Annotated in this window: 28 protein-coding genes, 1 tRNA gene and 1 pseudogene; 11 read left to right on the top strand and 19 right to left on the bottom strand. The window is 57.8% G+C overall.

The window, feature by feature from the left end; translation table 11 throughout:
- Nucleotide 1: 1 nt before the first annotated feature.
- The 13 genes from J1N02_RS28590 to J1N02_RS28530 form a co-directional block, all read right to left on the bottom strand.
- Nucleotides 2-997 (bottom strand): major capsid protein, encoded by a 996-nt coding sequence (locus J1N02_RS28590; RefSeq protein WP_405125756.1) that lies wholly within the window; start codon nt 995-997, stop codon nt 2-4.
- A gap of 62 nt (nt 998-1,059) precedes the next feature.
- Nucleotides 1,060-1,398 carry a head decoration protein gene (locus J1N02_RS28585; protein WP_405125755.1) on the bottom strand — a complete coding sequence of 113 codons (339 nt, stop codon included), beginning with the start codon at nt 1,396-1,398 and terminating at the stop codon, nt 1,060-1,062.
- Complete coding sequence (locus J1N02_RS28580; protein ID WP_421148105.1) at nt 1,395-2,537, bottom strand: head maturation protease, ClpP-related; 1,143 nt, start codon at nt 2,535-2,537, stop codon at nt 1,395-1,397. The genes J1N02_RS28585 and J1N02_RS28580 overlap by 4 nt, the downstream gene beginning before the upstream one ends.
- Nucleotides 2,534-4,015, bottom strand: a complete 1,482-nt coding sequence (locus J1N02_RS28575) for a phage portal protein (protein WP_405125753.1) — start codon at nt 4,013-4,015, stop codon at nt 2,534-2,536. Before J1N02_RS28575 ends, J1N02_RS28580 begins: the two co-directional genes overlap by 4 nt.
- Complete coding sequence (locus J1N02_RS28570) at nt 4,015-4,221, bottom strand: phage head-tail joining protein (RefSeq protein ID WP_034106735.1); 207 nt, start codon at nt 4,219-4,221, stop codon at nt 4,015-4,017. The genes J1N02_RS28575 and J1N02_RS28570 overlap by 1 nt, the downstream gene beginning before the upstream one ends.
- A 1-nt stretch (nt 4,222) precedes the next feature.
- Nucleotides 4,223-6,256, bottom strand: coding sequence for a phage terminase large subunit family protein (locus J1N02_RS28565; protein WP_421148104.1), 2,034 nt, complete (start codon nt 6,254-6,256; stop codon nt 4,223-4,225).
- A 3-nt stretch (nt 6,257-6,259) separates the two neighbouring features.
- Entirely contained in the window at nt 6,260-6,862 is a 603-nt protein-coding gene (locus J1N02_RS28560) for a terminase small subunit (RefSeq protein WP_421148103.1), read from the bottom strand.
- A gap of 205 nt (nt 6,863-7,067) precedes the next feature.
- A complete protein-coding gene (locus tag J1N02_RS28555) occupies nt 7,068-7,412 on the bottom strand; it encodes a phage holin family protein (RefSeq protein WP_104503377.1) in 345 nt (114 codons plus the stop codon).
- A gap of 518 nt (nt 7,413-7,930) precedes the next feature.
- Nucleotides 7,931-8,296 (bottom strand): hypothetical protein, encoded by a 366-nt coding sequence (locus J1N02_RS28550; protein ID WP_421148102.1) that lies wholly within the window; start codon nt 8,294-8,296, stop codon nt 7,931-7,933.
- A complete protein-coding gene (locus J1N02_RS28545) occupies nt 8,289-10,511 on the bottom strand; it encodes a VapE domain-containing protein (protein ID WP_421148101.1) in 2,223 nt (740 codons plus the stop codon). Before J1N02_RS28545 ends, J1N02_RS28550 begins: the two co-directional genes overlap by 8 nt.
- Complete coding sequence (locus tag J1N02_RS28540) at nt 10,501-10,728, bottom strand: TraR/DksA C4-type zinc finger protein (RefSeq protein ID WP_181078120.1); 228 nt, start codon at nt 10,726-10,728, stop codon at nt 10,501-10,503. Before J1N02_RS28540 ends, J1N02_RS28545 begins: the two co-directional genes overlap by 11 nt.
- Nucleotides 10,721-11,239 (bottom strand): phage regulatory CII family protein, encoded by a 519-nt coding sequence (locus J1N02_RS28535; protein ID WP_421148100.1) that lies wholly within the window; start codon nt 11,237-11,239, stop codon nt 10,721-10,723. Before J1N02_RS28535 ends, J1N02_RS28540 begins: the two co-directional genes overlap by 8 nt.
- A gap of 329 nt (nt 11,240-11,568) precedes the next feature.
- Complete coding sequence (locus J1N02_RS28530; protein WP_134657363.1) at nt 11,569-11,829, bottom strand: hypothetical protein; 261 nt, start codon at nt 11,827-11,829, stop codon at nt 11,569-11,571.
- A 77-nt stretch (nt 11,830-11,906) separates the two neighbouring features.
- On the opposite strand from J1N02_RS28530, the gene J1N02_RS28525 reads away from it, so the two are divergent.
- Nucleotides 11,907-12,632, top strand: a complete 726-nt coding sequence (locus tag J1N02_RS28525) for a LexA family protein (protein ID WP_421148099.1) — start codon at nt 11,907-11,909, stop codon at nt 12,630-12,632.
- 3 nt (nt 12,633-12,635) lie between these two features.
- Here the strand turns inward: J1N02_RS28525 and J1N02_RS28520 are convergent, their stop codons facing one another.
- Complete coding sequence (locus tag J1N02_RS28520; protein ID WP_421148098.1) at nt 12,636-13,427, bottom strand: hypothetical protein; 792 nt, start codon at nt 13,425-13,427, stop codon at nt 12,636-12,638.
- On the bottom strand, nt 13,354-13,860 hold the full coding sequence (locus J1N02_RS28515; protein WP_421148097.1) for a hypothetical protein: 507 nt from the start codon (nt 13,858-13,860) through the stop codon (nt 13,354-13,356). The genes J1N02_RS28520 and J1N02_RS28515 overlap by 74 nt, the downstream gene beginning before the upstream one ends.
- Before the next feature lie 176 nt (nt 13,861-14,036).
- Here J1N02_RS28515 and J1N02_RS28510 point away from each other — a divergent pair, with 176 nt between their 5' ends.
- The 6 genes and pseudogenes from J1N02_RS28510 (at nt 14,037) to J1N02_RS28485 (ending at nt 16,938) form a co-directional block, all read left to right on the top strand.
- Nucleotides 14,037-14,213, top strand: a complete 177-nt coding sequence (locus J1N02_RS28510) for a hypothetical protein (protein ID WP_421148096.1) — start codon at nt 14,037-14,039, stop codon at nt 14,211-14,213.
- Nucleotides 14,210-14,764: a hypothetical protein gene (locus J1N02_RS28505; RefSeq protein WP_421148095.1), complete on the top strand. Its 555-nt coding sequence runs from the start codon at nt 14,210-14,212 to the stop codon at nt 14,762-14,764. The genes J1N02_RS28510 and J1N02_RS28505 overlap by 4 nt, the downstream gene beginning before the upstream one ends.
- Nucleotides 14,765-14,773: 9 nt before the next feature.
- Complete coding sequence (locus tag J1N02_RS28500; protein WP_421148094.1) at nt 14,774-15,058, top strand: phage antirepressor KilAC domain-containing protein; 285 nt, start codon at nt 14,774-14,776, stop codon at nt 15,056-15,058.
- Between the two features lie 140 nt (nt 15,059-15,198).
- Nucleotides 15,199-15,522 carry a pyocin activator PrtN family protein gene (locus tag J1N02_RS28495; RefSeq protein WP_421148093.1) on the top strand — a complete coding sequence of 108 codons (324 nt, stop codon included), beginning with the start codon at nt 15,199-15,201 and terminating at the stop codon, nt 15,520-15,522.
- A 250-nt stretch (nt 15,523-15,772) separates the two neighbouring features.
- Nucleotides 15,773-16,171: pseudogene (locus J1N02_RS28490) on the top strand (hypothetical protein); the annotation flags it as partial.
- Between the two features lie 179 nt (nt 16,172-16,350).
- Nucleotides 16,351-16,938, top strand: coding sequence for a phosphohydrolase (locus J1N02_RS28485; protein WP_421148092.1), 588 nt, complete (start codon nt 16,351-16,353; stop codon nt 16,936-16,938).
- Between the two features lie 251 nt (nt 16,939-17,189).
- Here the strand turns inward: J1N02_RS28485 and J1N02_RS28480 are convergent, their stop codons facing one another.
- A complete protein-coding gene (locus J1N02_RS28480; protein ID WP_421148091.1) occupies nt 17,190-17,762 on the bottom strand; it encodes a hypothetical protein in 573 nt (190 codons plus the stop codon).
- A gap of 71 nt (nt 17,763-17,833) precedes the next feature.
- Between J1N02_RS28480 and J1N02_RS28475 the strand changes: the two genes are divergently transcribed.
- Genes J1N02_RS28475 through J1N02_RS28465 form a run of 3 tightly spaced genes read left to right on the top strand, consistent with a single transcriptional unit; the run spans nt 17,834 to nt 20,157 of the window.
- Nucleotides 17,834-18,853, top strand: coding sequence for a phosphoadenosine phosphosulfate reductase family protein (locus J1N02_RS28475; protein WP_421148090.1), 1,020 nt, complete (start codon nt 17,834-17,836; stop codon nt 18,851-18,853).
- The gene (locus tag J1N02_RS28470) at nt 18,853-19,089 is read left to right on the top strand and encodes a DUF4224 domain-containing protein (RefSeq protein ID WP_338508982.1); all 237 of its coding nucleotides are present in this window, start codon (nt 18,853-18,855) and stop codon (nt 19,087-19,089) included. The genes J1N02_RS28475 and J1N02_RS28470 overlap by 1 nt, the downstream gene beginning before the upstream one ends.
- A gap of 3 nt (nt 19,090-19,092) precedes the next feature.
- Nucleotides 19,093-20,157, top strand: coding sequence for a phage integrase (locus J1N02_RS28465; RefSeq protein WP_421148089.1), 1,065 nt, complete (start codon nt 19,093-19,095; stop codon nt 20,155-20,157).
- A 155-nt stretch (nt 20,158-20,312) separates the two neighbouring features.
- Here J1N02_RS28465 and J1N02_RS28460 read toward each other — a convergent pair.
- Nucleotides 20,313-20,386: transfer RNA gene (locus J1N02_RS28460), tRNA-Cys, on the bottom strand.
- A 212-nt stretch (nt 20,387-20,598) separates the two neighbouring features.
- On the bottom strand, nt 20,599-22,887 hold the full coding sequence (locus J1N02_RS28455) for an acylase (protein WP_421148088.1): 2,289 nt from the start codon (nt 22,885-22,887) through the stop codon (nt 20,599-20,601).
- Between the two features lie 236 nt (nt 22,888-23,123).
- Here J1N02_RS28455 and J1N02_RS28450 point away from each other — a divergent pair, with 236 nt between their 5' ends.
- Nucleotides 23,124-23,504 carry a fe2+ zn2+ uptake regulation protein gene (locus tag J1N02_RS28450; protein WP_098479399.1) on the top strand — a complete coding sequence of 127 codons (381 nt, stop codon included), beginning with the start codon at nt 23,124-23,126 and terminating at the stop codon, nt 23,502-23,504.
- An 8-nt stretch (nt 23,505-23,512) separates the two neighbouring features.
- Here the strand turns inward: J1N02_RS28450 and J1N02_RS28445 are convergent, their stop codons facing one another.
- Nucleotides 23,513-23,701, bottom strand: coding sequence for a hypothetical protein (locus J1N02_RS28445; RefSeq protein WP_027606724.1), 189 nt, complete (start codon nt 23,699-23,701; stop codon nt 23,513-23,515).
- Nucleotides 23,702-23,754: the final 53 nt, after the last annotated feature.

The raw sequence follows: 23,754 nt of genomic DNA, 5'->3' as shown, positions 1-23,754 counted from the left end.
ATCAGAGTTCCAGCAGGATCTGCGCCAGGGGACGCGTGCACAGGTGCAGCGGGTTGGACTGGGCTTCACCTGCTACACCCTTGTTGAAGGGCAGCGGCTCGATCTTGCTGTAGTACGGGATGCCTTGAGTGTTGACCGTTTCCATGTAGTCAGCCGGTGCGAACGAAGAGATGTACAGGTCAGGGACACCTTCGGGAATCAGCAGAGCCTTATCGTCATGGACGAACGAAATGCCGGCCACTTTGCCGCGATAGCGCTCCCAGACGATCCCGCCGAACTCGAAGCTTTCCCGGGCATCGCCACGCAGGGCGGCGGCCTGCATAGTATTGAGATAGGTTTCTTTGACCGACTTGTGGACGATCAGCTTGTTCCAGAAGTTCTTACCGCAGAAGGCGCGAGAGCCAGTGCTGGTAATGCTGCCCAGCGCCTCTTCTTGCATGTCGAGCGCTTCGCCGGCGCGCACACGCAGTTCAGTGTCCGGGTTGCCCAGGCCCATCGGCAATTTCTTGCGCTGGACGCCGAAAGTTTTATAGATGTCCAGCAGCACGGTCTTACCGTCAGCATCCAACACCTGGCCGTTCAAGGCCCCCATGCGCTGGAATTCGTGAGTGGCATCCAGCTGACGGCGAGCTTTTGCCAGACGCTTGTTGACCACATCCTGCACAGACTGCAACTCGCTACGCGAGCCAAAAGCGCGAATGCCCTGGATCTCATCAGCCTTGATGGTGAAGCGTTCCGGCAGGTGCACGGTGTTGAAAGGGATCAGTTGACGCCTGGTCGCGCCGACCACCAGGCCAGAGGTACCGCGCTCACCCGCTGGCACCAGTGCCAGAGTGTCGCCGTCCTTCTCGATCTGAACAGTGATCGTGCTGATGCCCTCTTCGCGAAACAGGCCCAGGCTGCTGATGCGGCCCGGCAAGTATTCCTGATCATTGATTGCAGCGGTCAGGGAGGAAACGCTGAACGCGTCATCTTCAAAAATGGCGATATCGGCCATGGGGTACTCTCCAGAAACGAAAAATCCCGCACTCGGCGGGATGAATAAACAGGGTGATCGTCTTAGCGGACGATGATGTGGTTGACGCCCAGGGCCTTCTCGGCGGCGGGATCGAGGCCGGTCAAATGCGCTTCGCTGACTTCGGCGAGCCGCACAATTGCACGACCGCGCCTTACCACATCAGATTCGCCCAACGGTCCATAGAGGATCGCGATGGCGTTCTCGGTGCCATCCTCGGCGGTCGGCTTATACGGCGCGAATTCGCTGGTGGCAGTGATCAGGCCCAGGATCTGGCCCGGTTCTAGCGCGGCGCCGGCGGCGACGTTGATCGCTTCGCGGGAAATGTTGCCGGCGCCCTCGGACAGCAGGAACTCGCCCGCGTGCATCGATTCAATTTTCATGCTCTTGCTCCTTTCGAGGTTCCGCTCTGTGCCGCCTGACGGCTGCTCCAGATTGCGTGGGTATCGACCTGCTTGGCCTTGACCGTGGGTACGGGGTCAACATCCAACGGCAGACTGTTGTTGATTTCAAATCCGCCACCACTGCTGACCAGCTTGTCGAAGAGACGCGCTCGAACTGCGGCTTCATCGAGGCCAGCGGTGATAAATTCGCCGGTCAGTTCTGGCAACCGCGCCGCAACACAGAGGCCATGCAGCGCTTTTGCATTGGTCAGAGCAGCCTGGATCACCGCTTCGCTTTCCAGCTTGGTGGTGGCGAGCAGCGGCTCCACCAGGTTGTTGATACCTGCTGCTGCGCAACCTTGCGTGACCATCAGCGCCAGTTTTGCCGCGTCCACCACGGGAGCCGGCGCCGCTGGATCGTTCGGCTCTGGCAGTTCCACCTCTGGATCTTCATCGAGCTGAGCGAGCAGCTCAGGCGGGGCATGCTGAAAACGCTGCAATACACTTCCCTGGCCGAGGCAGGCACTTACCTTGAGGCCATCCCCCACTTCATCGGCCAGGCCAAGTGCCACCGCCTCGTTGGCCGTGAGCCAGGTTTCAGCGTTAACCATGCGCCGGAGCTCGGCCTCATCAATGTCCGGCGCCTTGGCCTTGTAGGCCGCGATGATCGCTTCCAGCGTTTGGTCCAGTACATCGGCAACGCGGCGGAAGTCTTCCGCATCGCCACCGGTGAAGGTGTAGGGGTTGTGAATCATCAACATCGCGTTGGCAGCGATCACCACCCGGTGAGCGCCACAGACCGCGACACTGGCCGCGCTGGCCGCCAGGGCATCAATACGACCGGTGCAACGCTCGCCCAAGCGCGACAGCGCGTTGTGGATCGCCAGACCGTCAAACAGGTCACCGCCGATACTGTTGAACGCAACAATCACCGGTGACACGCCGTCATCCATGGCGCGCAGATCCTGCACGAACTGATTGGCGGTAACGCCCCAAGCGCCGATCTCGCCATAGACGAAGATCTCGATATTGCGCTGCTCGGCTTCGCCGCTGGCCTGGAGCGTGTACCAGCTTTTGTCCGCGACGTTTACCTGCTTACCAGCTTTGTCGTAAACCCGAGGTTTCGCTTTTTTGCTCATGGTTGTTCCTTGTCATCAATCGTCTCGATGGCTTCAAGAGTCGTGTAGTTGAGTCCGAGGTGTGTCGCCCTGGCGAGATCGGCGGCGTTTTCTGCGTCGACCGTTTCCGCGTCGTAGCCGGTGCGCAGCACCATCTCGCTGCGCGACGCAAAGCCCGCCTGCACTTCCATTCGTCGCGCCTGTACGTCCTGCACCGGCTGGATGTAGGCCCAGCCTTGCGGTACCCAACGGGTGCGCAGGTATTCGCGACGGCGTTGTGCGTAGTCCTCAAGCACCAGGGCGCCGGACAACACCGCCATGTCCATCCAGGCCGCCCGCACCGGACGACACAGCTGATGCACATAAACGCCAAATTGCAGCTGCTCCAGGCGCCGCCGGAACTCGTTGAGCACCACCCGGAGCGCCCGGTCGTTGACCTCGCGCATGTCGCCGGTGAGGATCTCGTAAGGCGTCCCCGAACCCGCCGCCGCAGCCATCAGCTGCTGCCGCATAAAATCCGGGTAGTTGTTGCCGGCATCTGGTGGCTTGGAGAACTCCACCTCTTCACCTGGCCCCAGCTCCTGCATGGTGCCGGGCTCCAAAGCGACCATCGGCGTGAAGCCGTCGCGGTCGACATTCAATGGCATGCCAGTCACGGGATCGCGAGGCTGCTGCATTGCCTCCGGTGCCGGTCGCTTGATGAAGCCCGCGAACAGGTTCGCCACTTCCTGCCGGAACAGCACCGCGTCGTCGTAGTTATCCAAGCTGCGCAGGCGCTTCAGCACCGGGGCCAAACGTGGGACGCCGCGCAACTGCCCGGGCTCCATCGGTTCGAAGATATGCAGCACCTGTGTTGCCGGCACGCGCACCAGTTGGTTGTAACCGGCGTTCAACGACGACGAGTCGCGGGGATGCGATAGGTACATGTAATACGCCACACGCTTGCCAGCCGGGTTGAACTCGATCCCGGCGCGGATGACGTTGCCGTTTTTGGCGGTCTCGAACTTGTCGTGAGGAACAAATTCAGGGGCCAGCGCTTGCAGCTGCAGCGGCACCGCCAAACCCTCATTCAGTCCGCGCGGCCGTAACCGCACAAAACACTCACCAGCCGTTTCAACGGTGCGCGCCACCAGGGCCTGCATGCCGTAGAAATCGGTCAGCTCATCGGTGTCCGCCTCATCCACCCAGTCGTCCCACAGCTGCTGCTTCAACTTGCGCAGTGACGCGTCATCCGTGGTTGGCCTGGGCGTGATGCCGGTGCCGATCAAGTTGCTGACGCGCTTGTCGATGACGTTGAACGCATACGGGTCGTTGCGTACTGCCGCCCGAGAGCGCGCACGCAGGTTGCGCAGTGCCGGGGTGTTGATGCTGTTGATACCGTTGTCGGTGGCTTCCCAACTGGCCGAACGACGGCCCTCCCCGGCGCCTTCGTAACTGGCCTTGATGTTCGACGGCAGCAAGAATCCGTTACGGGTCAGCGTCGGATAATGTCGGGCCATTAGATTCCCTTGCCTCCGTGGGTAAGCCGGATCACGCGAGAACGCGGCCCGGCGGCTTGGCTCAGCGACGTGCGGATCTCGTCGCGTGCCTTGAGCAGTTCGTCGATAGAGCGGTACTCCACCGTGCGGTCGCTGTAGCGCACGGTCTTTTCACCGCGTGCAATGGCGCGCTCGATGACTTCGAGGTGCTTCGGGGTAAACGACATATCAACGTCTCTTCAGGTAACCGCTGGTGGAGCTGCGGCGTTGTGGGGGTGCAGCGGGTCGCGGCTGGGCCACAGGTGGTGCAGGTGGTGCAGGTGCCGGTGCAGGTTGCGACTGACGCGCCGCAACCGGTGCTGGTGTTTCGTCAGAATCAACGCGCTCGCCTTGTACGGGCTTGACGCCCAACACATCGTCGAACAAACCGGACTGAGCCAGCGCTTGGCGTACCCGCTCCCAGTCGTGTTCCTGGTAGCGGTTGATGCCCAGGTAATGCGCCATCGCCAGGCAGTACACCATCAGGTCGAGCGCTTCGTTGCGCTCGGCCTTGCCCTTGACCCACTCGATACGCTTGTAGCCTTTGACGTACCGGGCGACCTTGCGCTCGGCCACGCACTGGGCGAAGAACTCGTCCGGTAGGTCGTTGGCAAAGTGCAGAGAGCCAGGCCCGTCCTCGAAGGCGTAGCGGTTGTAGATCCAGTCCTTCGCGGTGTCGGTACCGACAAACCACAGCTCGGCGCCGCCGCGCTCGGTCTGCCCCTTCCACGTCACGTCAACCATGGATGGCCGCTGAGCGATCACCGGCTTACCGGGCTTGCTCGCCCCCTTGAGCGCGAATACGTTGCGCCAGCGCCGCACGCGGCAGAACTGGTACACCTCATCGGTGTGGTGACCACCAGAGTCGACGCCCGTCGCCAGGATCGCCAAGGCAACACCGCAGGGATGCCGGTATCGGGCTTTGAGCTTTTCGTCCAACACCGCCCAGGTACGTTCATCCGCAGGGTCGCCCCAGATCACCTGGTGGTCGACCACCCAACGTTCCATCCCAACACCAAAGCCCATCACCATCAGCTCCAGGCGGTTTGCCTGGACGTCGACGGCGCCGGTCAGCATCAGCACGCCCACCGGCATACTGCCGAGGGTGTAGGTCTCCAGTCGTGCCCGAGCGATCAGCACTTCAGCCTTGGTCTGCTCTTGCGCGCTGTCCCAGACCTTGGCGAGACGGGTGTTGTAGAACACCTGCATCAGCCCCATGTCGCCCTTGGTCTGGGCCTTCTTGGCGTCTTCGAACTCCTCCGCAAGCGAGGCCCAGTCCTTCCAGCCAATCGGAGAGTAGAGCGCATTCAGGTGGAAACCCACCGTTTTGCCATCGCCGCTGCCATGGGCACGCCACTCACCCCGGGCGAGCATGTCGGTCTTGTGATGCTCCTCGATCAGGACGTCACATTCAGGCGCGGCGCACTGGTAGTGAACCGTGCGGTAGTCCTTGCTGTAGAGCAGCCGCTCCCACTCCAGCACCTGCATATGCCCGCATGAAGGGCACGGCACGTAGTAGTAACGCTGGTCGCTGGACTCGAACAGGTCCGCGATCCGCGAGGCGCCTTTGATCGTCGGCGAGCTGGAAAAGTAGATCTTGGCATTGCGCCCGAAGTTGGTCGCCCGCGTTTCTGCAAGCACGATGGGATCACCCTCCTGGCCGACGTCATTCTCCCACCGGTCGACCTCATCGCCGTAGATGTAGCGTGCCGACAATTCGGATAGGTTGGCTGCCGAGCCCGCCGTGGTAACGTACAAGGCGCCGCCCTCGAACTCTTTGGTGTCCATGGTGTTGCGGGCGTCCCGTGAGCGGCTGGCTGCCACACGCTTCGCCAGTTCTGGGGTCGCCTTGATCGTCTTGCTGATCCGTCCGGAAACCCGCTTGGACAGGCTCAGACTGGGCAGCAGCGCAAGGATGTTGGATGGCGCCATGTGGATCAGGCCGCCCATCCAGTTCAAGGCGATCTGGGTTTTCATCAACTGCGAGGCCACCATGGTGATGACTCGCCGGCACGGGTGAGCCGGTGACAAGCAACGCATGGGTTCGCGAGCGTACGGTGTCCGATCCGTGCGGTACTGGCCTGGCTCAGGGGCGCCGGTATCGCGCGGGATGCGCATGTACTCGTCGGCCCATTCGTCGATCCAGAGGTCAGGGTCAGGACGTAGTCCACGGAAATACGCCTCACGGTACGCACGGTCACCGTCAGGAAATTCCGTGGTCATAGGTCAGCTCGTTGTCATTGCTCGTTCAAGGTCGGACGAGGACATGCGCTCAGCCTCTTCCAGTGATTTACGAAGTGTCGCCGCCAGGTGTTTCTCGATGTCCCAGGGATCGGTCATGGCTGCAACCTTGTGGGACAGCTGGGGCAACAGGCCGAACAACTGGTCGCGCAGATGGCGCCCCGCGTTGTACGCCCCCATCTCGACAGCATCCCTGGCTACCAGTGAGCCCTGCGCCTTGTGCAGCTCGATCTCGGCCAGCTGCGCCAGGTTGTGTTCGCGCATGGCGCGAGCCTTCTGGAAGTCGTGGCCCTTGGCGCCGACAGCAATAGGCCGCGGCGGCGCAGCCGTGTTAGTCGGCTCGACCAGGGGGGATAGTTGGCTGTAAACGTCACGCTGGATCCGGTCCTGCTGGTGTCGAGCAGCGACGGCGGCCTTGCTGGGGTCGGCGGTTTCGACGATCAGCGCTTCAGTTGCCAGCACGTCGACCATCTTGCCGTCCGGCGACAGGACCAGGCGATTGTTACCTTTGAGCCAGGTGATGTAACTCGGCGTCCTGCCGATGCGAGCCGCGAAAGCGCTTTTAGACAGAAACAATGGATCCGTCATAAGCCCTCCTTTCAACGGCTTTTCAATGGAAACCTTTCAATTTCAATGGATTGAATTTCAGTAAGCTGGCAGCCCACCCGCTAACGCTTTCCCGCGGGTTTCATGCCCCGTGTCCCTAGAATGCTGCCAGGGTCCCCGGCGACTTTTCGGCGCACTATTTTGACGCAACCCTCTACAGGCCACGTATTTCGAGGCCTCCAGAGCATCAGACCTGCCCGCTGCCCGAGGGCGGCACATCGCACACGCCCAACCGCTTGGCGGCCCAGCGTTCGTACAGGCCAATGGCGACATCGGCGCCTGCCATCGCGGTGAGGCAGCCAATGCTCCCCGCCGCCAGGACCGACATGCCCGATGCGTGCAACAACATCATGGTGGAGAGCCCGCAGACCACACAGGCCCCGGATCGAAGCAGCAAGCGGCGAACCAATGACCAGCCGCTTACCCCCGCTTTGTCGGCCCGCCATGCCTCGCCGGAAATACCGCCGATCAGGGATAGCAGGATCACCATCCAGATCGGCATCTCAATAAGCGCTTGCTGCTCGTTTGTCATCGCCCTACCCCATAAACGCAAAAACCCGGCGCAATGGCCGGGTCTAGTGTGGTGGTGTGTCCCGCTGCTCGCGGTCGCACCTATCGAAGATGACTACTTTTTACAGGTGGATTCCGGTGGCAGCAACCCTGTTTTAATGCCACCCGGCGAATGTCTGGTCTACGCCTAGGCAATGTCGGTGAATATCTTTATTTCGGCTTCCAGCGCCTCCGGCGCTGTCCTACCTGCCCCACTATTCAGAAGGGAGGTAGGACAGCTGGAGCCCGCTGAATTCGGGGCCTTGCCCTACTGCCCTACCTCTTTTAACTTTTTCTCGTGTAAAGAGAGAAAACTAAAAAAACGCGTGCGCGCCAGCGGCGCGTGATGCGATGCGCAACGCTCATATGTGCGTCGTGCGATATTAGGTAGGGAGGTAGGACAGGCCACGGAATGCGCGGCCTCCAGCAGTCCTACCTTGCAAACTTGAGGTAGGGCAAGGCCGGACAGTAGGACAGTTGTAGGCGCAAGTGTGCGAAAGGTCACGCAGCCTTCCCCATCAGCATGTCGGCAATGTGCAGGTGCGCTTCATGCAGGCGCTGATAGTAGGTATCGCGACTACACCCACAGTGGGTGTACTTCTGCGACGGGAAGCTTTCGTGGTTGCAGTAGTGTTCACGCACGACGACCGACAGCTGCGGCGGCAAGTGCTTGTTGACGATGAGCTCGATGTCGGCCGATTCATCTAACAGTACCCGACTGCCACGCGTGCCGCGTATCAACTCCCCTTTGCACTCCATCAGCATGGCAATCATGTTGCCGCCACTTGGCCCACCAGAGCCTTCGGGCACTGGCGAATGCAGATCCTGCGCCCAGAGCTTGAGCATTTCATCGATTCGTTTAATCAAAGCAAGGCTCCTCATCACGTGCGCTATCAACCTGCAGCGCTGATGTATTGCCCCAATGATCTGGCTTCTTGTAGGCATATGGCCGAATACCACTTTTGGGCAACGGCGGCAGTCGCACCTTTCGCCATCCGAGTCGATGCATGATCGCCCCGACACGCATCTGCTCAGGCTTGCCCCAGTGGCCATAATCGAGCTTCAACGCACCAGCCAAAATATCCTCGCCGCTCGCTGTTGCGCCGATCTGAGACTCTTCCAACCACTTGACGACCGGACCTTCCCACTCATCCACGACAAAGCGCGACTCCTGCGCCTCGGCGAATAGTGGAGCCTCATCCCGGTTGACCCACCAAATGTCACCGGACTGATAACAGAACATCGCTTCGGCCCAGAGCTGGTCGCGGACTTCGCGCAACTGTTCCAAATCGACTTTGGTACACGCGACAGGCCAGTAACGCCGGTTACCCGTGGCGTCTTTGAGATATTCGTCTTGGTTCGTCGTACCCACAAAAACACACTGGCGTGGCACGTCCATCGTTCTTCGGCCATAGCTCTCGCGATAGGTGTCAGTCGAAGCAGAGAAGAACTGCTTAGCTTTGGTCGACTCAGCTTTGTTGAAACTATCCAACTCCCCCAACTCAATGATCCACTTACCACGGATCGCCTGGAAGCCGTCCTTATCGCCCAGGGCGAAAGGTGTATCCATAAACCAGGCACCGCCAAGCACAGACATTGCTGTTGATTTACCAGCGCCCTGTGCCCCTTCGAGGATCATCACCGAGTCAGCCTTACAACCTGGCTGCATCACGCGCCCGACCGCTGACACCATCCAGCGCTTACCAACCTTCGAACTGTAGTCAGTTGCTTCAACGCCCATGATGTCAGTCAACCACGTAGCCAACCGTGGAACACGGTCCCATTCCAGACCATGGAGGTAATTGCGTACAGGATGGAAGGCATGATCATGGGCAACCACACTAACTGCTTCGATCACGCTGCTGGCCTTGACCCGAAGGTTGTACTGTTGTGCGAGCCACTTCATTACAAGCATGTCGTCGATATCTGCCCAGTCGCCGACACCGCCACCGTATGGGGCAGCACGTAACTTAACGATTTTTGAGCTGAACGCGCTGAAGCCGATCACTCCCGCCCAACGCTCATCGTTGCCAAGAATCAGCTCGACATTCTGCATGTGCGCTATCAAAGATCCGTTTTCGGTTCGGGCCAATTGATCCTTCCAACCACCAGCTGCAGGAGGCCTGACCACCGCCAGCACCTGACGGCGGACAGCCTCTAGGCCTTCTGCAATATGCAGGTCGTTGAAGTCGGTCCACTTGGTTTCGCGCTCACCGGAGAACACCGGAGCAACCACCTGACCACCGACGATCAGAGCGGCGTTGTTGGCCTTTTCTTCGCCAGGGTTCCAGGCATCGCCGTTGGAGCGCTTGGTCTTCCAGTCGTCGTCACGACAGATGATCAGCGGGCAACCGGGGAAACGTTCGCGCATGGCCTTGGAGACCGGCAGCAAGTTGCCCGCGTCGAAGGCGACGGCGACAGCGAGCGAAGTCGCCATGTGCAGGCTTGCACCCGTGGCATAACCCTCACACACCAGCACTGGCTCACCCGGTTCAGGGTGCGGGCCGATCAAGTGGAAAGCGCCTTCCTTCGACATACCGTAGGGCCAATACGCTTTGTCGCGCCCGGTGTCCTCTTGCTTCACGGGGAAGATCACCTGCAGGCCGACGATCTGGTCGCGCACGTTGCACATGGGCACTAAAAATGCGCCTGTGCGTGGCGCATAGCGAACCTTAAAGCCTACGATCTGCTTTCGTTCCAGGTAGGCGCTTTTACCCTTTTCTGGCATGCGCTGGAACAATGCCGATGCACGATTGGCCGCTCGGCGGGACGCGTTGGCCGCGATTTCGGCAGCCTTGCGCTTTGCATCTTCCTGTCGAGCACGCATTACCTCGCGCTCTTCCGGGCTCATGCGTCCGGCCTTTACTTTGATTTTTTGGGTATCGCCAGATCGCCAATCACCGAAACTACCGAATATCAGAGTTTCGTTCTTCTCGGTGCGGTGTTCGTGGACAACATACCAGCCATTTTTCTCCTTGCCCTTGTCCTGAGTGGTTTTGCAGCGAGTGAGCTTGCCGAAAACCAATGGCTGATCAGGCTCAAGGCCATAATCCGCGAACTGATTAATTACCTCATCGAGCATAACGGGAAGCCCTCAGATCGTCTGCGGATTGGCATTCAACACAGTGAGTGCAACCGGGCTGTGCCAACCGACGAGCTTCCGGGATTGGCTCATCGCATTCATCACAGAACATCAACGAATGCAGGGTCGTGGCAGAAAGCTGGGCTGCGCGAGCAGCCAAAGCCTGATCAAGTCGCTCCTGCACCAGGTCATTTGCAAAGTCAGCAATATCAGCCACGTTCCACCCCACTAGTAGTCTGGTTGACGTAGCGGGCGCGGTTGTACATACCCAACAAACCCTGGATGCCGCGAAACACCAACTGGCGTATCTCAGCCAACTCACCGTCGTCGACTTTGCCGTCGCCAATATGCTTGGCCCAAGTTTCGGACAGGTCCGCTACCTGCCGGAAGAACTGCGCAATCCCGGTGGTAAGGGTTTCGGGCATGTCATTGGTGTACGACTCGGCCAGCTCCTGCCAGATAGTGTCGCCAACAAGGCCGTGCACAGCATCGAGTATCCGACGGTCCTTGGTCAGCTCGAGGATCTCGCCAAACTCTTGAATATTGACCGTGTGCGAGGGGTGGGTTGGAGACAACTTGTGTTGCAACGTTGTGGCATTGCGGCCGGTGGTGGCGGCGATTGCAGCCGCGCCACCCGGATAATCCCGTGCGGCGTGGTAAAGCGCTAATTCGAGCGTCAGGACTTCCCGTTGTGCTCGATCAACGCAACTCAGAGCAATTCGGCTCATGGCATTAATCCTTATAAGTTGCCAGTGCCGCGCGGCGTGCAGTGGTGTTACATTTGCCGCGTGGCTTGAAAGGGCCCAAACGCCGGCAAGATCCTCAAGATCAAAACCGGCACCGTGCCGAGGTAAGTGATCCGTCTCTCACCTCTGGCGCAACAGCTGCCTAATCTGTGGTGGAAAAGGCAGCAACCCAAGGCATCCGAGCCTTGGCAACGCGGTAAAGAGAGGTGGTTTGCATGTGGTGTGCCCGCAACTCTTTATCGCGACCCGACAACACTGTGGTGGTGTGTGCCGGGAGGAACTGGGCGGCCCTTGGGTCGCCTTTTTTCTATCTACGCTGCAGCTTTCTGCGGGGCCGATGCGGTGAGCAACCAGGCAGCATCAAACGCGTTGCCCTTCTGCTTTGCAGCGGTCGCCAAAAGTGCGGCGTATTGGGTTTCACCGGTGTAATCGGTGCGGGGAAGACTGGCAGCCAAGCGCCATTTATTGAGCGCCTGATAACTCCTTTCACACACCTTGGCGGCGGCACCAATGCCGCCAACTGCTTCAAATGCAAACGCGATGGCGTTCGGAAAATCTGCGGGGTCCAACATGGCAACCTCCATTATCAACTCGCGGTTGATATTAACATCAACTGACTATTGTGCAACCCCTATGAGAGTATCAACTTATGGTTGATAAGAATGAGTTACGGGCAGCCTTCACGGCGCGCCTACACGAAGCCCTCGACGACGCCGGTGTACGAACCCGGGGTCGTGGGGTGGATATTCATAAGCACTTGAAAAGCGTCGGAGTAGATAAGAGCCCGCAGGCGGTCAGCAAATGGCTGAATGGTGATGCCATAGCCGAAGCAGACAGCATGGTTGCGTTGTGCTCATGGCTAAAGGTGCGTCGGGAGTGGTTGGAGTACGGCGTGCTGCCTAAAGAGCCAGCTGGAGACAATAATGTTTATCCATTCGCAGGCGGGCATGAAAGCAATGTTCGTGAGGTCACAGGGCGATTTGGAAAGGTTCCGCTGATTTCATGGGTGCAAGCAGGTGCATGGTGCGAAGCAAACTTCGAGCCTCACGATGGTGAAACCTGGTTGTCCTGTCCAGTCGCGATTAGTGAAAGCGGATATGCATTGAAGGTACTTGGCGACTCAATGACCAATCCAGGGCCAGGCCGTAGCTATCCAACTGGATGCATCATATTCGTTGATCCAGAAGCAGAAACAAAAACGGGTGACCGAGTAATAGCACGAGTACCACGCACAAATGAGGCGACTTTTAAAGTTTTTGTAGAGGACGCCGGGCGACAGTTCTTAAAACCAATCAACCCGCAGTATCCTATAATTGATATTACAGAAGAGACACATATTTGCGGAAAAGTAGTTGGATCATTTGTACCCGACTAAATTTCAAAATTTTGAGAAAATATTCTGAAGCAGCGTCTCAACATGGGCCGAGGCCTTGTGCTCGCCAACAACAAGTGAATTCGGGTGCCCACACCCATTACGAAGCTTTAAACAAACCTCCAGCTCATCTTTAACATTTTTGCCAATAATAGATTTTGCAGCCAATACTTGAAGAAAATCATACTCCTTCATTCGACACAAGTCATCAGCGCTTTTAGCCGCGCGCCATTTAGCGTCGCGCCGAAGTGCTTCTTCATTGAATTGCTCTAAGTGCCTTTCAACTACCGCATCGTAAAGAACTGCAATTGCCCCCACCCAAGACAATACTATTGCAGACCTATAAAGCTGCAACTCAAGTGATTTAATCGCCTCGTCAACAAATGATCTGGCAGCAGCTTCTTTAATGACCGATAGCTGATTACGCAGCCCTGAAATGACCAGCATCGTCACCGACGGTAGAGCGCGCACCGATAAATCTGCCACTTCCTGCTTACCTAGACTGGTCAGTTCCCAACCGAGGGCGGATCTTACAACTAACCCTTTACACCGAGACAATATTGCAGAAATATTACTGGTCTTAACAGATCTCAGTCCAAACCCCATAGCAATCGTACGAATTTCAGAAACAGTTCTAGCGACCGGAGGCTCAGCAGCAATACAGATTAGAAGCTTTTTATTTAGCGGAATATCCACTAAAGCTAGCAGGTCTCTTTTTACCTCATCACTCAACAATTCGCGACTCCAACTCTGCAATTGTTTTAGAAGATAGCGCAAAATTATTTTTTGTTGGCTCATTCAACTTGCCGCTTTTCACCAACTGACCAAGACTCCGATTAAAATTAGTGCCATAGCTTGCCTTGTAAAAAGAGTGCGCGCTCTTTATCTCTTCCAGTAGTCGGGCGGAGGAAATGACGACCAGACCATCATCGAATGTAAGCTTCGCTGCTGCTGCAATAATTAAATCGACACTCGATTTTACTTGCAGGCGTGCGGCAAGGGCACCAGTAGTGGTTTGGATTTTCTGGGAAGCGGTTGCTGTCGCATTTGTCTCATTCGCACTAACGGGATTTGATGGAGTCGTTACCACAGATAGAGTTGCATGTGACTTTTGGTAAAGTTCAGATACCGCGCCTAGCAACTGAGGCAACTCTTCCTTTAGAAAGGACTCCGAGCCTTCGTATTCGATTTCAATCGCGCCCAATTTGATTTTAATTTTACTAGTGGTCATATGATCCTTCATGCGCTGAGAGTAGACAAAAAACGACGATAATGTGTTGCCATCATTCTGTCCACATATGATGGCGCATCTCAATTCGCAGAGAATTATCAACCATTAGTTGTTGACATATCTAAACCACTGGTTGATATTTACCTCACTCTTCCACCACAGAGCGAGGCATCACCATGCACACCACAGCCACCCTGCACGTCCACCCGGCCGCTGCCAACCCTTCCCGAATCTTCGAAATCCGCCGCCTGGCGCAAGATTGCGGCTGCACCTTCATCGCGTCCAAGTCCAAGCTGAAGCAACGCTTCACACCTGCCCCTTTCGATCCTAACGGCGGAGGGCAGGCAGCATGAGCCGGCTAAAACTCAGCAATCAGTCCAAACAACTGCTTGCGGCACAGATCCGCTTGACCGGCACATTCCATCACGACCTCAAAACCGAGATCGGAACGAACGTTCAAGCAACCGTCGAACTCGATCAATGCACCTCGGCTGTCCACCTGGTGGTCATTATTGGTGGAACGCGCAATAGCGTCACGATGGATCGCAAGCACCGCAACAACGGCCGGCGAGCCGCCCGTTTCATCGAAGCGAGCGCGAATGGGGGTGTTGAGTCGATGTCTCTCGATGAAGCGGGCGCGCATGAGCTTGCGACAGATACAGAGATCATGCTTCGCCACGCCGTCAGGACGGGCAAAGGAAGCTACTTTCCACGTATCGCCGGCATCGAAGACCTACGACTCACCGTCGCACCAACCCAGCGTGGCGCGATAGTCGCAACCCTCGAAACTGACGATGCAAGCGCCCAGATTCTTCTGCCAAGCCCCCCTCGCGAAGCCTATGCCGTCCTTGCAGGGCATCTCGAACGCTTTGTTACCGGCCACCGCTTGGCAATGGCCGCCTAGGAGGACGACATGGAACGTAACCTGGAACAAGCCGCCAAGTACTTCGGACTCACACGCCCCAAATTGATCGTCATGATGCGCGAAAAGGGCTTGCTCAATGACCGTCGCCTTCCAGCCTTCCCTGTCCGTGATCGCGAGTATCTGCGGGTGAAAGACAGCAACTGGTACCACGAAAAAGCAGGGATGCAGTACAGCCAGTCGACCAAGGTAAGGCAGGCGGGCATGCGCTGGCTTGCCGATCAATTGGGACTCGAAATGCCAGCTATCCCGGAAGACAACCGTGACGTGGCCTAGGGAATACGCCCGCCAGATCGTCGCCATGCGCACACGCGAGGAGCGCAATGCCGCACTCCTCGAAGTGCCAGAACATCTGCGGGAGCTGACCAAACGCCATTGTTTGAATGCCTGGAATCATCCTCAACGGAAGAAACCCAATGACTGCACGCCCTGACCAACAGCCACTAAGACTGCTACCCGCACCCGATCCGGTGACAGTCGAACTGCTGTACCGGACCTTTGGTGACGTTCTGATCCCGGTGGAAAAGTTGCGCGAACGATACTTCCGGAACCTCAACGAAGGATCTTTTGCCGACGCAATTACCACAGGCCGAATTCAACTGCCCGTGACAACGCTGGTCAACAGCCGCAAGGCTCCGAAGTACGCTCACATCAAGCATGTGGCCTCGCTAATCGACATTCGCGCCTACAAGGCAGATGAAGATATGCCGCGACCAGAAGCCGTCGAAGACGAGGTGTGACATGTCACTGCTAGATCAATGCCGACACTGCGAGGCACCGTTGTCTGCCGAAGGACAGGGCAGCCGGCTGTGTGATGAGTGCAGCTACTTAGCCGCCGACTATCAGCGCTACGACGCCCTCCGAGAGGAGGGTTACATGCACTATCAGGCCAAGCTGATGTGTGGCCTGACAGATCCACCAGATCCAGACGACGAATAACACTTCAATTGGCTGCCACCACCGGCCACCACACCACCAGGAGCACACCACATGACCGCAATTCAAATCTGCGCATTGATCAGCATCATTTTCGCAGCCGCGATCCTCTATTGGGTCGGCTATCGAGGAGGCCTGATTGATGGCCGCATCGAAGGCATCGATGAAGGCAAGGCTATTCAGCAATCAGATAGCTCGGGCGCCATCCGGGGCCTGGAGCTATTGCTTGAGCAAGCCCAGACTCACCACAAGCAACTGTTTGCCCACTACAAGCGGGCATTGGATGCATCGAAGCTGGGGGATTCGGCCCGCCAGACGCTGCTGGACATTGCCGACAAACTGCGGATTGCGGCGGAAACCTTCAGCGCGTTCCGCACCGGCAAGAAGCTCGAACGTGACTCGCTAGCTCTGCGCGACCAAGCACTCGCCATGGCGGCGTTACTAGACCCAGCAGCGCCAAAGCTGGAACCGACCCCAGCAAATAGCTCAATCACTGAGCCCCAAGGCCGATGGGTGATTGAGCGAGGGCCAACCGAAGCAATGTGCCCTGAAGAAGCCCGCAAAGCACTGCTATTTTTTAGAACCGAAGCGGAACTTCATACCCGAAATCAAAAAGCAGTCGGCGGTGACGTATGAGCCGTGCCATTCCGATGCTGCGTCTAACGCCCCAGGCCGCCGGCACACTGCAACAGCAACATGCAAAGGCCACCAAGGATCTTCGCGCCCTGCCCCGCTACAGCAAAGAGTTTGACCGCCAGTTGAAAGCACTAGCCCACCTGTGCCGATTCAACGGCCACACCCGCGAGTTCTACAGCGTGGGCCAACACAGCTGCATCGTCGCCGAGCTGGTACCGGAAGAACACAAGCTTGCCGCCTTGCTTCACGACGCAACCGAGGCATACCTGGGCGACATCACCTGCCCACTCAAGCAGTGGATGCCCGACTACCGGGGCTTCGAGGACGTGATCTGGGGGCGCGTTTGTGAGCGCTTCGACCTGGCCTTGAATCTTCCTGCCTGCGTGCTCCTAGCCGACCTGATTGCACTGGCTACCGAGCGCCGCGACCTCATGCCAACCGATCCGGCTATCTGGGATTGCTTGGTCGGCATCGAACCTATGGTTGAAATCATCCGCCCATGGCCTGCCGCAGAATCACGCATCACCTACCACCAACGCCTGATGGACCAACTCTCTATCGAACACCGGAGGAAAGCGGCATGAAGACCCAACAGAAAAACACCAGTGCCCTGTCCGCTTTGCTCCGCGCTGCAGACAGTGTCGACACGATAGAAACAAACAGTCTCTGCTGCGCAGCAGCAGGTATTATTGCCCCTTACACCGCCACTGACGAGGGGCTTATACCCCACGAAAAGCTGCGCGGGGCAGCGCTCGCTGATGCAGCGCTAAACGCTCAGGAATGCCCGCTCGCGCAGCTTGTTTTGGGGGGGAAGCCGCTTGAGACATGGGAAGACTCAGCGCAAAAAACGCTGTTTTATAAATTCTGTCTGTTGAAAGTGCTCGTACAACAATTTGCCCTCATTCCGATACTGATCGTCAAAAGATATCCAGTCGTTGAGCTTTCCGGAGACCCTCTCCCCGTACGCTGCCGCCACCTTCAAAATGCCTATAACCTCGAAGTCGTGGGGACTAAGCTGCACCATGGGAAATGCATTAAGCCCGTCAATATGGGCCGACCATCTCAGGTGCCTTCCCTCCTCAAGGTAGCCGTTAATACTTTCTCGACCAAAGTCTTCATTGGCCTTGGCCACAACACTGCACAAACGCTCGAGCATATCCACCTGCCGGACTGTTGCCATCAAAAGCAGTTCTTTGATGCGACGTTGCTCTTGTTGTTGCTTCAGAGTTTCATGCCAGACAGGAAACGCACCTGCTGCGACGATGGCTATGATCGATCCGAAGGCCTGCACCCAGCTGGCAAAGTCACTACTCAATACCCCCCAATATTTGAGGCTTCCAACAATCAGCCAAAGACAGCTGCCCAGAATCAAAAAGCCCCAGATACCCCAGATGCTGTAAGTCATCATAAGTGGCGGAGTTCTAGGTATCCGTATTTTCACTTGCAGTACCACCCAGTAAAAAAAGAAGAACTAGCTGAATGCCCATCAAGCAGAGGGCTACCAGCATGACCTGTCACAATATCGTTAGCGTGAGCGGCGGGAAAGACAGTACTGCCACACTGTTGCTCGCCATCGCATTGGACACTCCCAACCTCCAGGCTGTCTTCGCCGACACCGGCAACGAGCACGACCAAACCTACAGATACCTCGACTATCTGGAGCAAGCGACGCACACGAAAATTACCCGCGTACGGGCTGACTTCACCCAGCGCATAGCAGGTAAACGGCGATTCATTGAAACCAAGTGGCGAGCTCAAGGGGTTGCCGAACCGTTGGTACTGGCAGCGCTCGACGTCCTGCGGCCAACCGGTAACCCGTTTCTTGACCTATGTATTTGGAAAGGCAGGTTCCCCAGCCGCAAGGCCCAGTTCTGCACTATGGAACTGAAGCGCGACCCAATGCTGGAGCAAGTCGTGATGCCCCTCATGGGTCAAGGCGAGATGATAATAAGCTGGCAGGGTGTGCGCGCTGATGAGTCTTTAAACAGGCGCTACCTGACCGAGTGCGATGAAGTTGGTGGCGGCCTGTTCAACTACCGACCGATCTTGAAGTGGGATATTCCAGCCGTTTTCGAAGCACACCGATATATGGGCATCAAGCCGAACCCGCTGTACTCCCAAGGCATGGGCCGCGTGGGCTGCATGCCCTGCATCAACTGTCGTAAGGATGAACTGCGCGAAATCGCGCTTCGATTCCCTGAGGTTATTGACCGCATTGATCGCTGGGAACGAATCGTTCAGCAGGCCAGCAAGCGCGGTGCCGCTACATTCTTCGCGGGCTCCAATGCCAAGCACCCGAAAGGCTCAATAACCGATATGACCGCCCTAGAGGTAATGGAGATCGCGAGCATCCGGCAGGCAGTCGAATGGTCCAGAACCGCCCGAGGCGGAATTCAGTACGACCTACTGACAACAGGCGCAGATAAGACGGCCTGCGCCAGTGCTTATGGGCTCTGTGAATCAACCTGGGAGCCGGTGAAGTTCAGGGAGGTCGCATGATGGAACTCAGAGCCGAAACACTTACAGAAGAAGAATTGGCCACAATCACCGGCTACCTGATCCCATCAAAGCAAATCCAATGGTTAGCCAAAAACCACTGGGAGTTTGTTCTAACAGGCGCTCGCCGCCCAGTCGTAGGCAGGGTTTATGCCCGACTAAAACTCGCTGGTGTCAGACCTTCTGCGGTCAATGCCGTGACTGAAACCTGGTCGCTCGACCTAGCGAACGTGAGCTAACTGATGCGCCAGAAAAGTATAGCCAATCGCGACCTTCCGCCTCGAATGATACGGCGCACTCGCAAGCGTAAAAGCGGCGCCGTGTGGACCTCGTTCTACTACAACGGCAGGGATGCCGACGGCAACCGAAAAGAAATACCGCTGGGCAGTGATCTGGACGCGGCGAAGGTCGAGTGGGCTCGACTGGAACGCCGCGAACCACTAAAGCCCAATCATCTAATGGGTGCGCTGTTCGACAAGTACGAAAAAAAGATCATCCCGACCAAATCAATACGAACACAGTCCGACAACCGCAAGGAACTGAAACAGCTGCGGAAGGCATTTGAAAACGCGCCTCTCGACTCAATCACTCCCCAGGTGGTTGCACAGTATCGAGATGCCAGAACCGCCAAGGTCAGGGCCAACCGAGAAATCGCGTTGTTGTCACACATGTTCACGATCGCGCGCGAGTGGGGACTGACCAACAATGCCAACCCTTGCTTCGGCGTACGCAGAAACAAGGAAAAGCCGCGGGACTACTATGCCGGCGAAGTGGTTTGGAATGCGGTATATGGAGAGGCAGTGCAGGAACTAAAGGATGCCATGGACCTTGCCTACCTGACCGGCCAGCGCCCTGCTGATGTGCTGAAAGTGGCAACAACCGATCTGGCCAACGGCTTCGTAGGGGTTCGCCAGGGCAAGGGTGGCAAACTTCTGCGGATTCGCCTGGACGATGCCGGCGAACAATCAGCGCTTAGTCTATTCCTAGATAACCTGCTCGAACGCAGATCGTTAAATGGGATTAAGACCTCAACGCTTATCACGAACGCGTCCGGCCTTCGGATGAGCCAGCAGATGTTACGCAACCGCTGGGATGAAGCCCGGGATAAAGCAGCCATCAAGGCCGGTGCTGACGGCGATCCTGCCCTGGCTGTACTAATCCGTCAGTTTCAGTTCAAAGACATCCGCCCTAAAGCCGCCAGCGAGATAGAACTTGCGCATGCAAGTCGGCTGCTCGGCCACTCCACTGAGGAGATGACAAAGAAAGTCTATCGGCGCGTCGGTGAGATCGTTAACCCCACGAAATGATAGGCCAACCACGCCTTCACCTGGCGCTGTTCTGCCCCCTCATTGCGATCACAAATGAGTAGGGTTGCGGAACACATCCCAAAAGTTGCGGAACACTTCTCAGATCACAGACAATAAAAAACCCCGTAGACCATTGATCTACGGGGCTTTAAGAGTGGAGGCCGAGGTCGGAATCGAACCGGCGTAGGCGGATTTGCAATCCGCTGCATAACCATTTTGCTACTCGGCCTCAAACGATCAATGCCCTTGCCACTGGCATTCACCGCATAAAAACTTGAGTGGGCCATAGAGCCCTGCCTCTACTCTAACTCATTGAATACATTGAAGTTTTTAATGCTTCGTTGCGTTCGATGGGCGCCATTATGTACTCATTTGCTTTTGCCTGCAACCCCTTGATTTCAAAAATATTTCGTATTGGCATCAAGGAGTTGCGCGCCTGCCCTACTCCTTGATGAGCTGCTGCTGGTACTGCGGGTCGGCCTTGATCTGGGCGTCGGTGAACGGCAGTGGGCGCAGTTTTTTCTCGGAGAACGCTTGGGTCTGGTCCTTCGAGTATTTCGATGCCGGGTTGCTGGACAGGGAGAATGCCAGCAGGCCTTGGGCGTGGGGGCCGTGGTCGTCGAAGGTGACGATCTGCAGGTAGCTGCTGCCGCTGACCACTTCGCGCTTGCCGTCGGCCCGGGGCACGGTTTGCATGGCGTTGTAGATCCCCAGCGCTTGCGGGCCGCCGTGGATCGGGGTTTGGCCGCTGACCTGGATATCGCCCCATTTGCTGTCGGCGTTGAGGCCGAGTTTGGCCACGGCTGCGGTGGAGGCCAGCATGGCTTCGCGCAGGGCCTTGGCCACGGGGGCGCGCTCGATGGCCAGGCCCCGTGGGGTGGTCAGGGGTTGGGCCGGGTCGAACGCGACGCGCCAGGCATCGGGGAGTTGCTGCAGGTCTTCAACCAAATTGATGAAGTGCACCAGGCCCAGGCCGCTGTTGAGGTTGGCGCGTCGGTCCCAGTCGTTGAGGCTGGTGCACAGCGACTTCAGCTCAGTCGCGTCGGTGCCGAGGTGTTTGGCGCAGAATTCCAGCAGGTCAGGCATGACCTGGCCGGCCAGGTACACCTCGTTGTCCATGACCATGTTTTGCAGGTCGGCGACGCTGATCGGTTGCGCCTCCAGGGATTGCAGGCGTTGCAGGGCGAAGCGTGCGCGCGGGCCGAGGCCGATGTGGTCCTGGCTGATCACCGGGGAGAAGCCGGTCAACGGTGCCTTGGGGTTGGCCAGCCACGCCGAATCGTTAGAGTGCTGCACGTAGTCGCTACGCTCCAGCTGCGGCAACTGGTCGGCGGGGAAGATGCCGGCCTGGGCGGCGCGCGGGTCGACGTCCCAGGCGCAGGCACTGCGGGCGCCGTCGAGCATGATCATCTGCAGGCCGGCACGCGGGTCGCTGCATTGCGCCAGTTTGGCCGCACTGACGTTGGGTACCACCGACAGGTTCATGTACAGGCTCTGGCCCTGGTCATCGGCGGCCAGGGTATTGACCCACGGGATGCCTTGCAGGGTGTGCACCGAGGTTTGCAGGTCCTTGAGGCTCGTGGCACGGTTCATGGCATACCACTGTTGCAGGACGCGGTCGTTGCCCAGGTTGGCATCGCGCAGGCTGAAGGCGTGGCGACTGTCCCAATCCAGCTTGCCGGGCCATTGCACCACGGGGCCGAACTGCGAGCTATAGACCGGATGGGTCACTGGCTTCATGCTGCCGTCCGCTTGCCTGACCTGCACCGTCACCGAGGTTTTCTCCAGGGGGATGGATTTTCCATCCAGCATATAGCGCGTGGAGTCCTTGGGATCCAACGTCAGGCGAAACAGGGTGAAGTGCTTGGACGTATCCACCGTGTGCGTCCACGCCACATGCTGGTTGAAGCCGATATTGATCACCGGCAGGCCGGGCAGCGCGGCGCCCATCACATCCAACTGGCCGGGGATGGTCAGGTGCATTTCATAAAAGCGCATGCCGCCCACCCACGGGAAATGCGGGTTGGCCAGCACCATGCCACGGCCATTGAACGAACGGTCGCGGCCCACCGCCACGGCATTGCTGCCGCGATCCAGGCTGAAGCGCTGTTGATTGGCGGCGGCCAATTCGAATGCCTTGGCGCTGGGTTGCACACTCGCGGAGGCCTGAGGCGGCGCGGCGCCGACCAGGGCTTCGGCGAACTGGCCGACACCGCCCTCCACCAACAACCTGCGGGTCAATTTCACCAGGTCTTCAACCACCAGCGGCCGCACCCAGGCCGCCTGGCACTGGGCGGGTGCGCCCTGTTCTTTCAGATAGCGGTTGTAGCCGGCCACGTAGCCTTGCATGCGCTGTTGGATCTGCGGGCTTTGCGCCTTCCAGAAAGCCGCCACCGCGCCCGGAGTATTCAGCCAGGTGAAAAACACATCGCTGGCCAGGTTGTTGCGCTCTTCCAGGGTCGACTGCTCGGGGCCGAAGTACCGGGCCCGCTCGCCGTTCACGGTAACCACTTCATTGGCCAGCAGGCATAGGTTGTCCTGGGCATAGGCATAACCGATCCCGAAGCCCAGGCCACGCTCGTCATTGGCGCGAATATGCGGCACGCCGAAACTGGTGCGGCGGATATCCGCCGACGCCTGCGTTGTCGACTCCCGTGCCGTTGCAGCCAGGCTCACCCCCAGCAACAGCCCCGTCACGCACACCCTGGCCAACCCGTTGGAAATAATCACACAGACTCCGCAGTCAAATTGAACACCCTCACAGGGGTAACCACCCCACCGTAAGGACGCAAAAAACCGGGAGAAATTTAACCCTGGAGCAGGTTTATCCGAGGCGCTGCAGATGTGACAAAGCCGATACCGACAAATTTTCTACATCACGCCCTTCATGATTTAGCACGCTCGTTCGTCTTATTAACTAAGAGCGCCATCATTTTCCTGATCAGGCTCTGATAAGGAGTTTTTGCATGTACAACCCGCAAGTGCCCACGGACGGACATCCACCCGCAGCCGACAGCCAATTTGGCAACGGCGCCCAAGCGTTCGGCAAAACCCCCGAACAGCAAGGCAACCAGCGTATTCGCCACCTGCTCAAGTGTTTCGGCCTGCGCACCAGCCTGATCCGGCTGAAGGTCATCGACGCCCTGCTCACCGCCGCCGACAACCAGCGCACCCTGGGGGTACGTGGCGTGCACAGCCATTTGCTGGAGCTGGGGATCCCGTTGTCGTTCCTGAGTGTGCGCGAGGTGCTCAAGCGCCTGTGCAGCGAAGGCGTGATCACCCTTAACGCAGATAAAAGCTACAGCCTCCATGAAGAGGCTGCCAAGGTACTCGACGCTCGAAGCTGAGGCGGACCTTAAAGCTTGACCTTGCGGCGCATGATGCCGTTGATCACCACCACGACGACCGCGACGGCGATGGCGATGGTCTGGAACGTCTTCTCACTGATAAACCCGATGTTCTGCAGGTAGGACAGGCCAAACATCGTCGCCAATACCGCCAGGGCGATCAGGATCGAGTATTTCAAGCGTTGCTTTTGGGTCATGACGGGTTCCTGAACCGGAAGAATGTATTCACTGTGTATCGCCGAACACGCCA

Origin of the sequence: Pseudomonas sp. NFX5 (assembly GCF_049132125.1) — a bacterium.
In the GTDB taxonomy this organism is placed as follows: Bacteria; Pseudomonadota; Gammaproteobacteria; order Pseudomonadales; family Pseudomonadaceae; genus Aquipseudomonas; species Aquipseudomonas marginalis.
The sequence above is the reverse complement of the archived record's forward strand: the minus strand, read 5'-3'. Positions and strand labels throughout refer to the sequence as shown.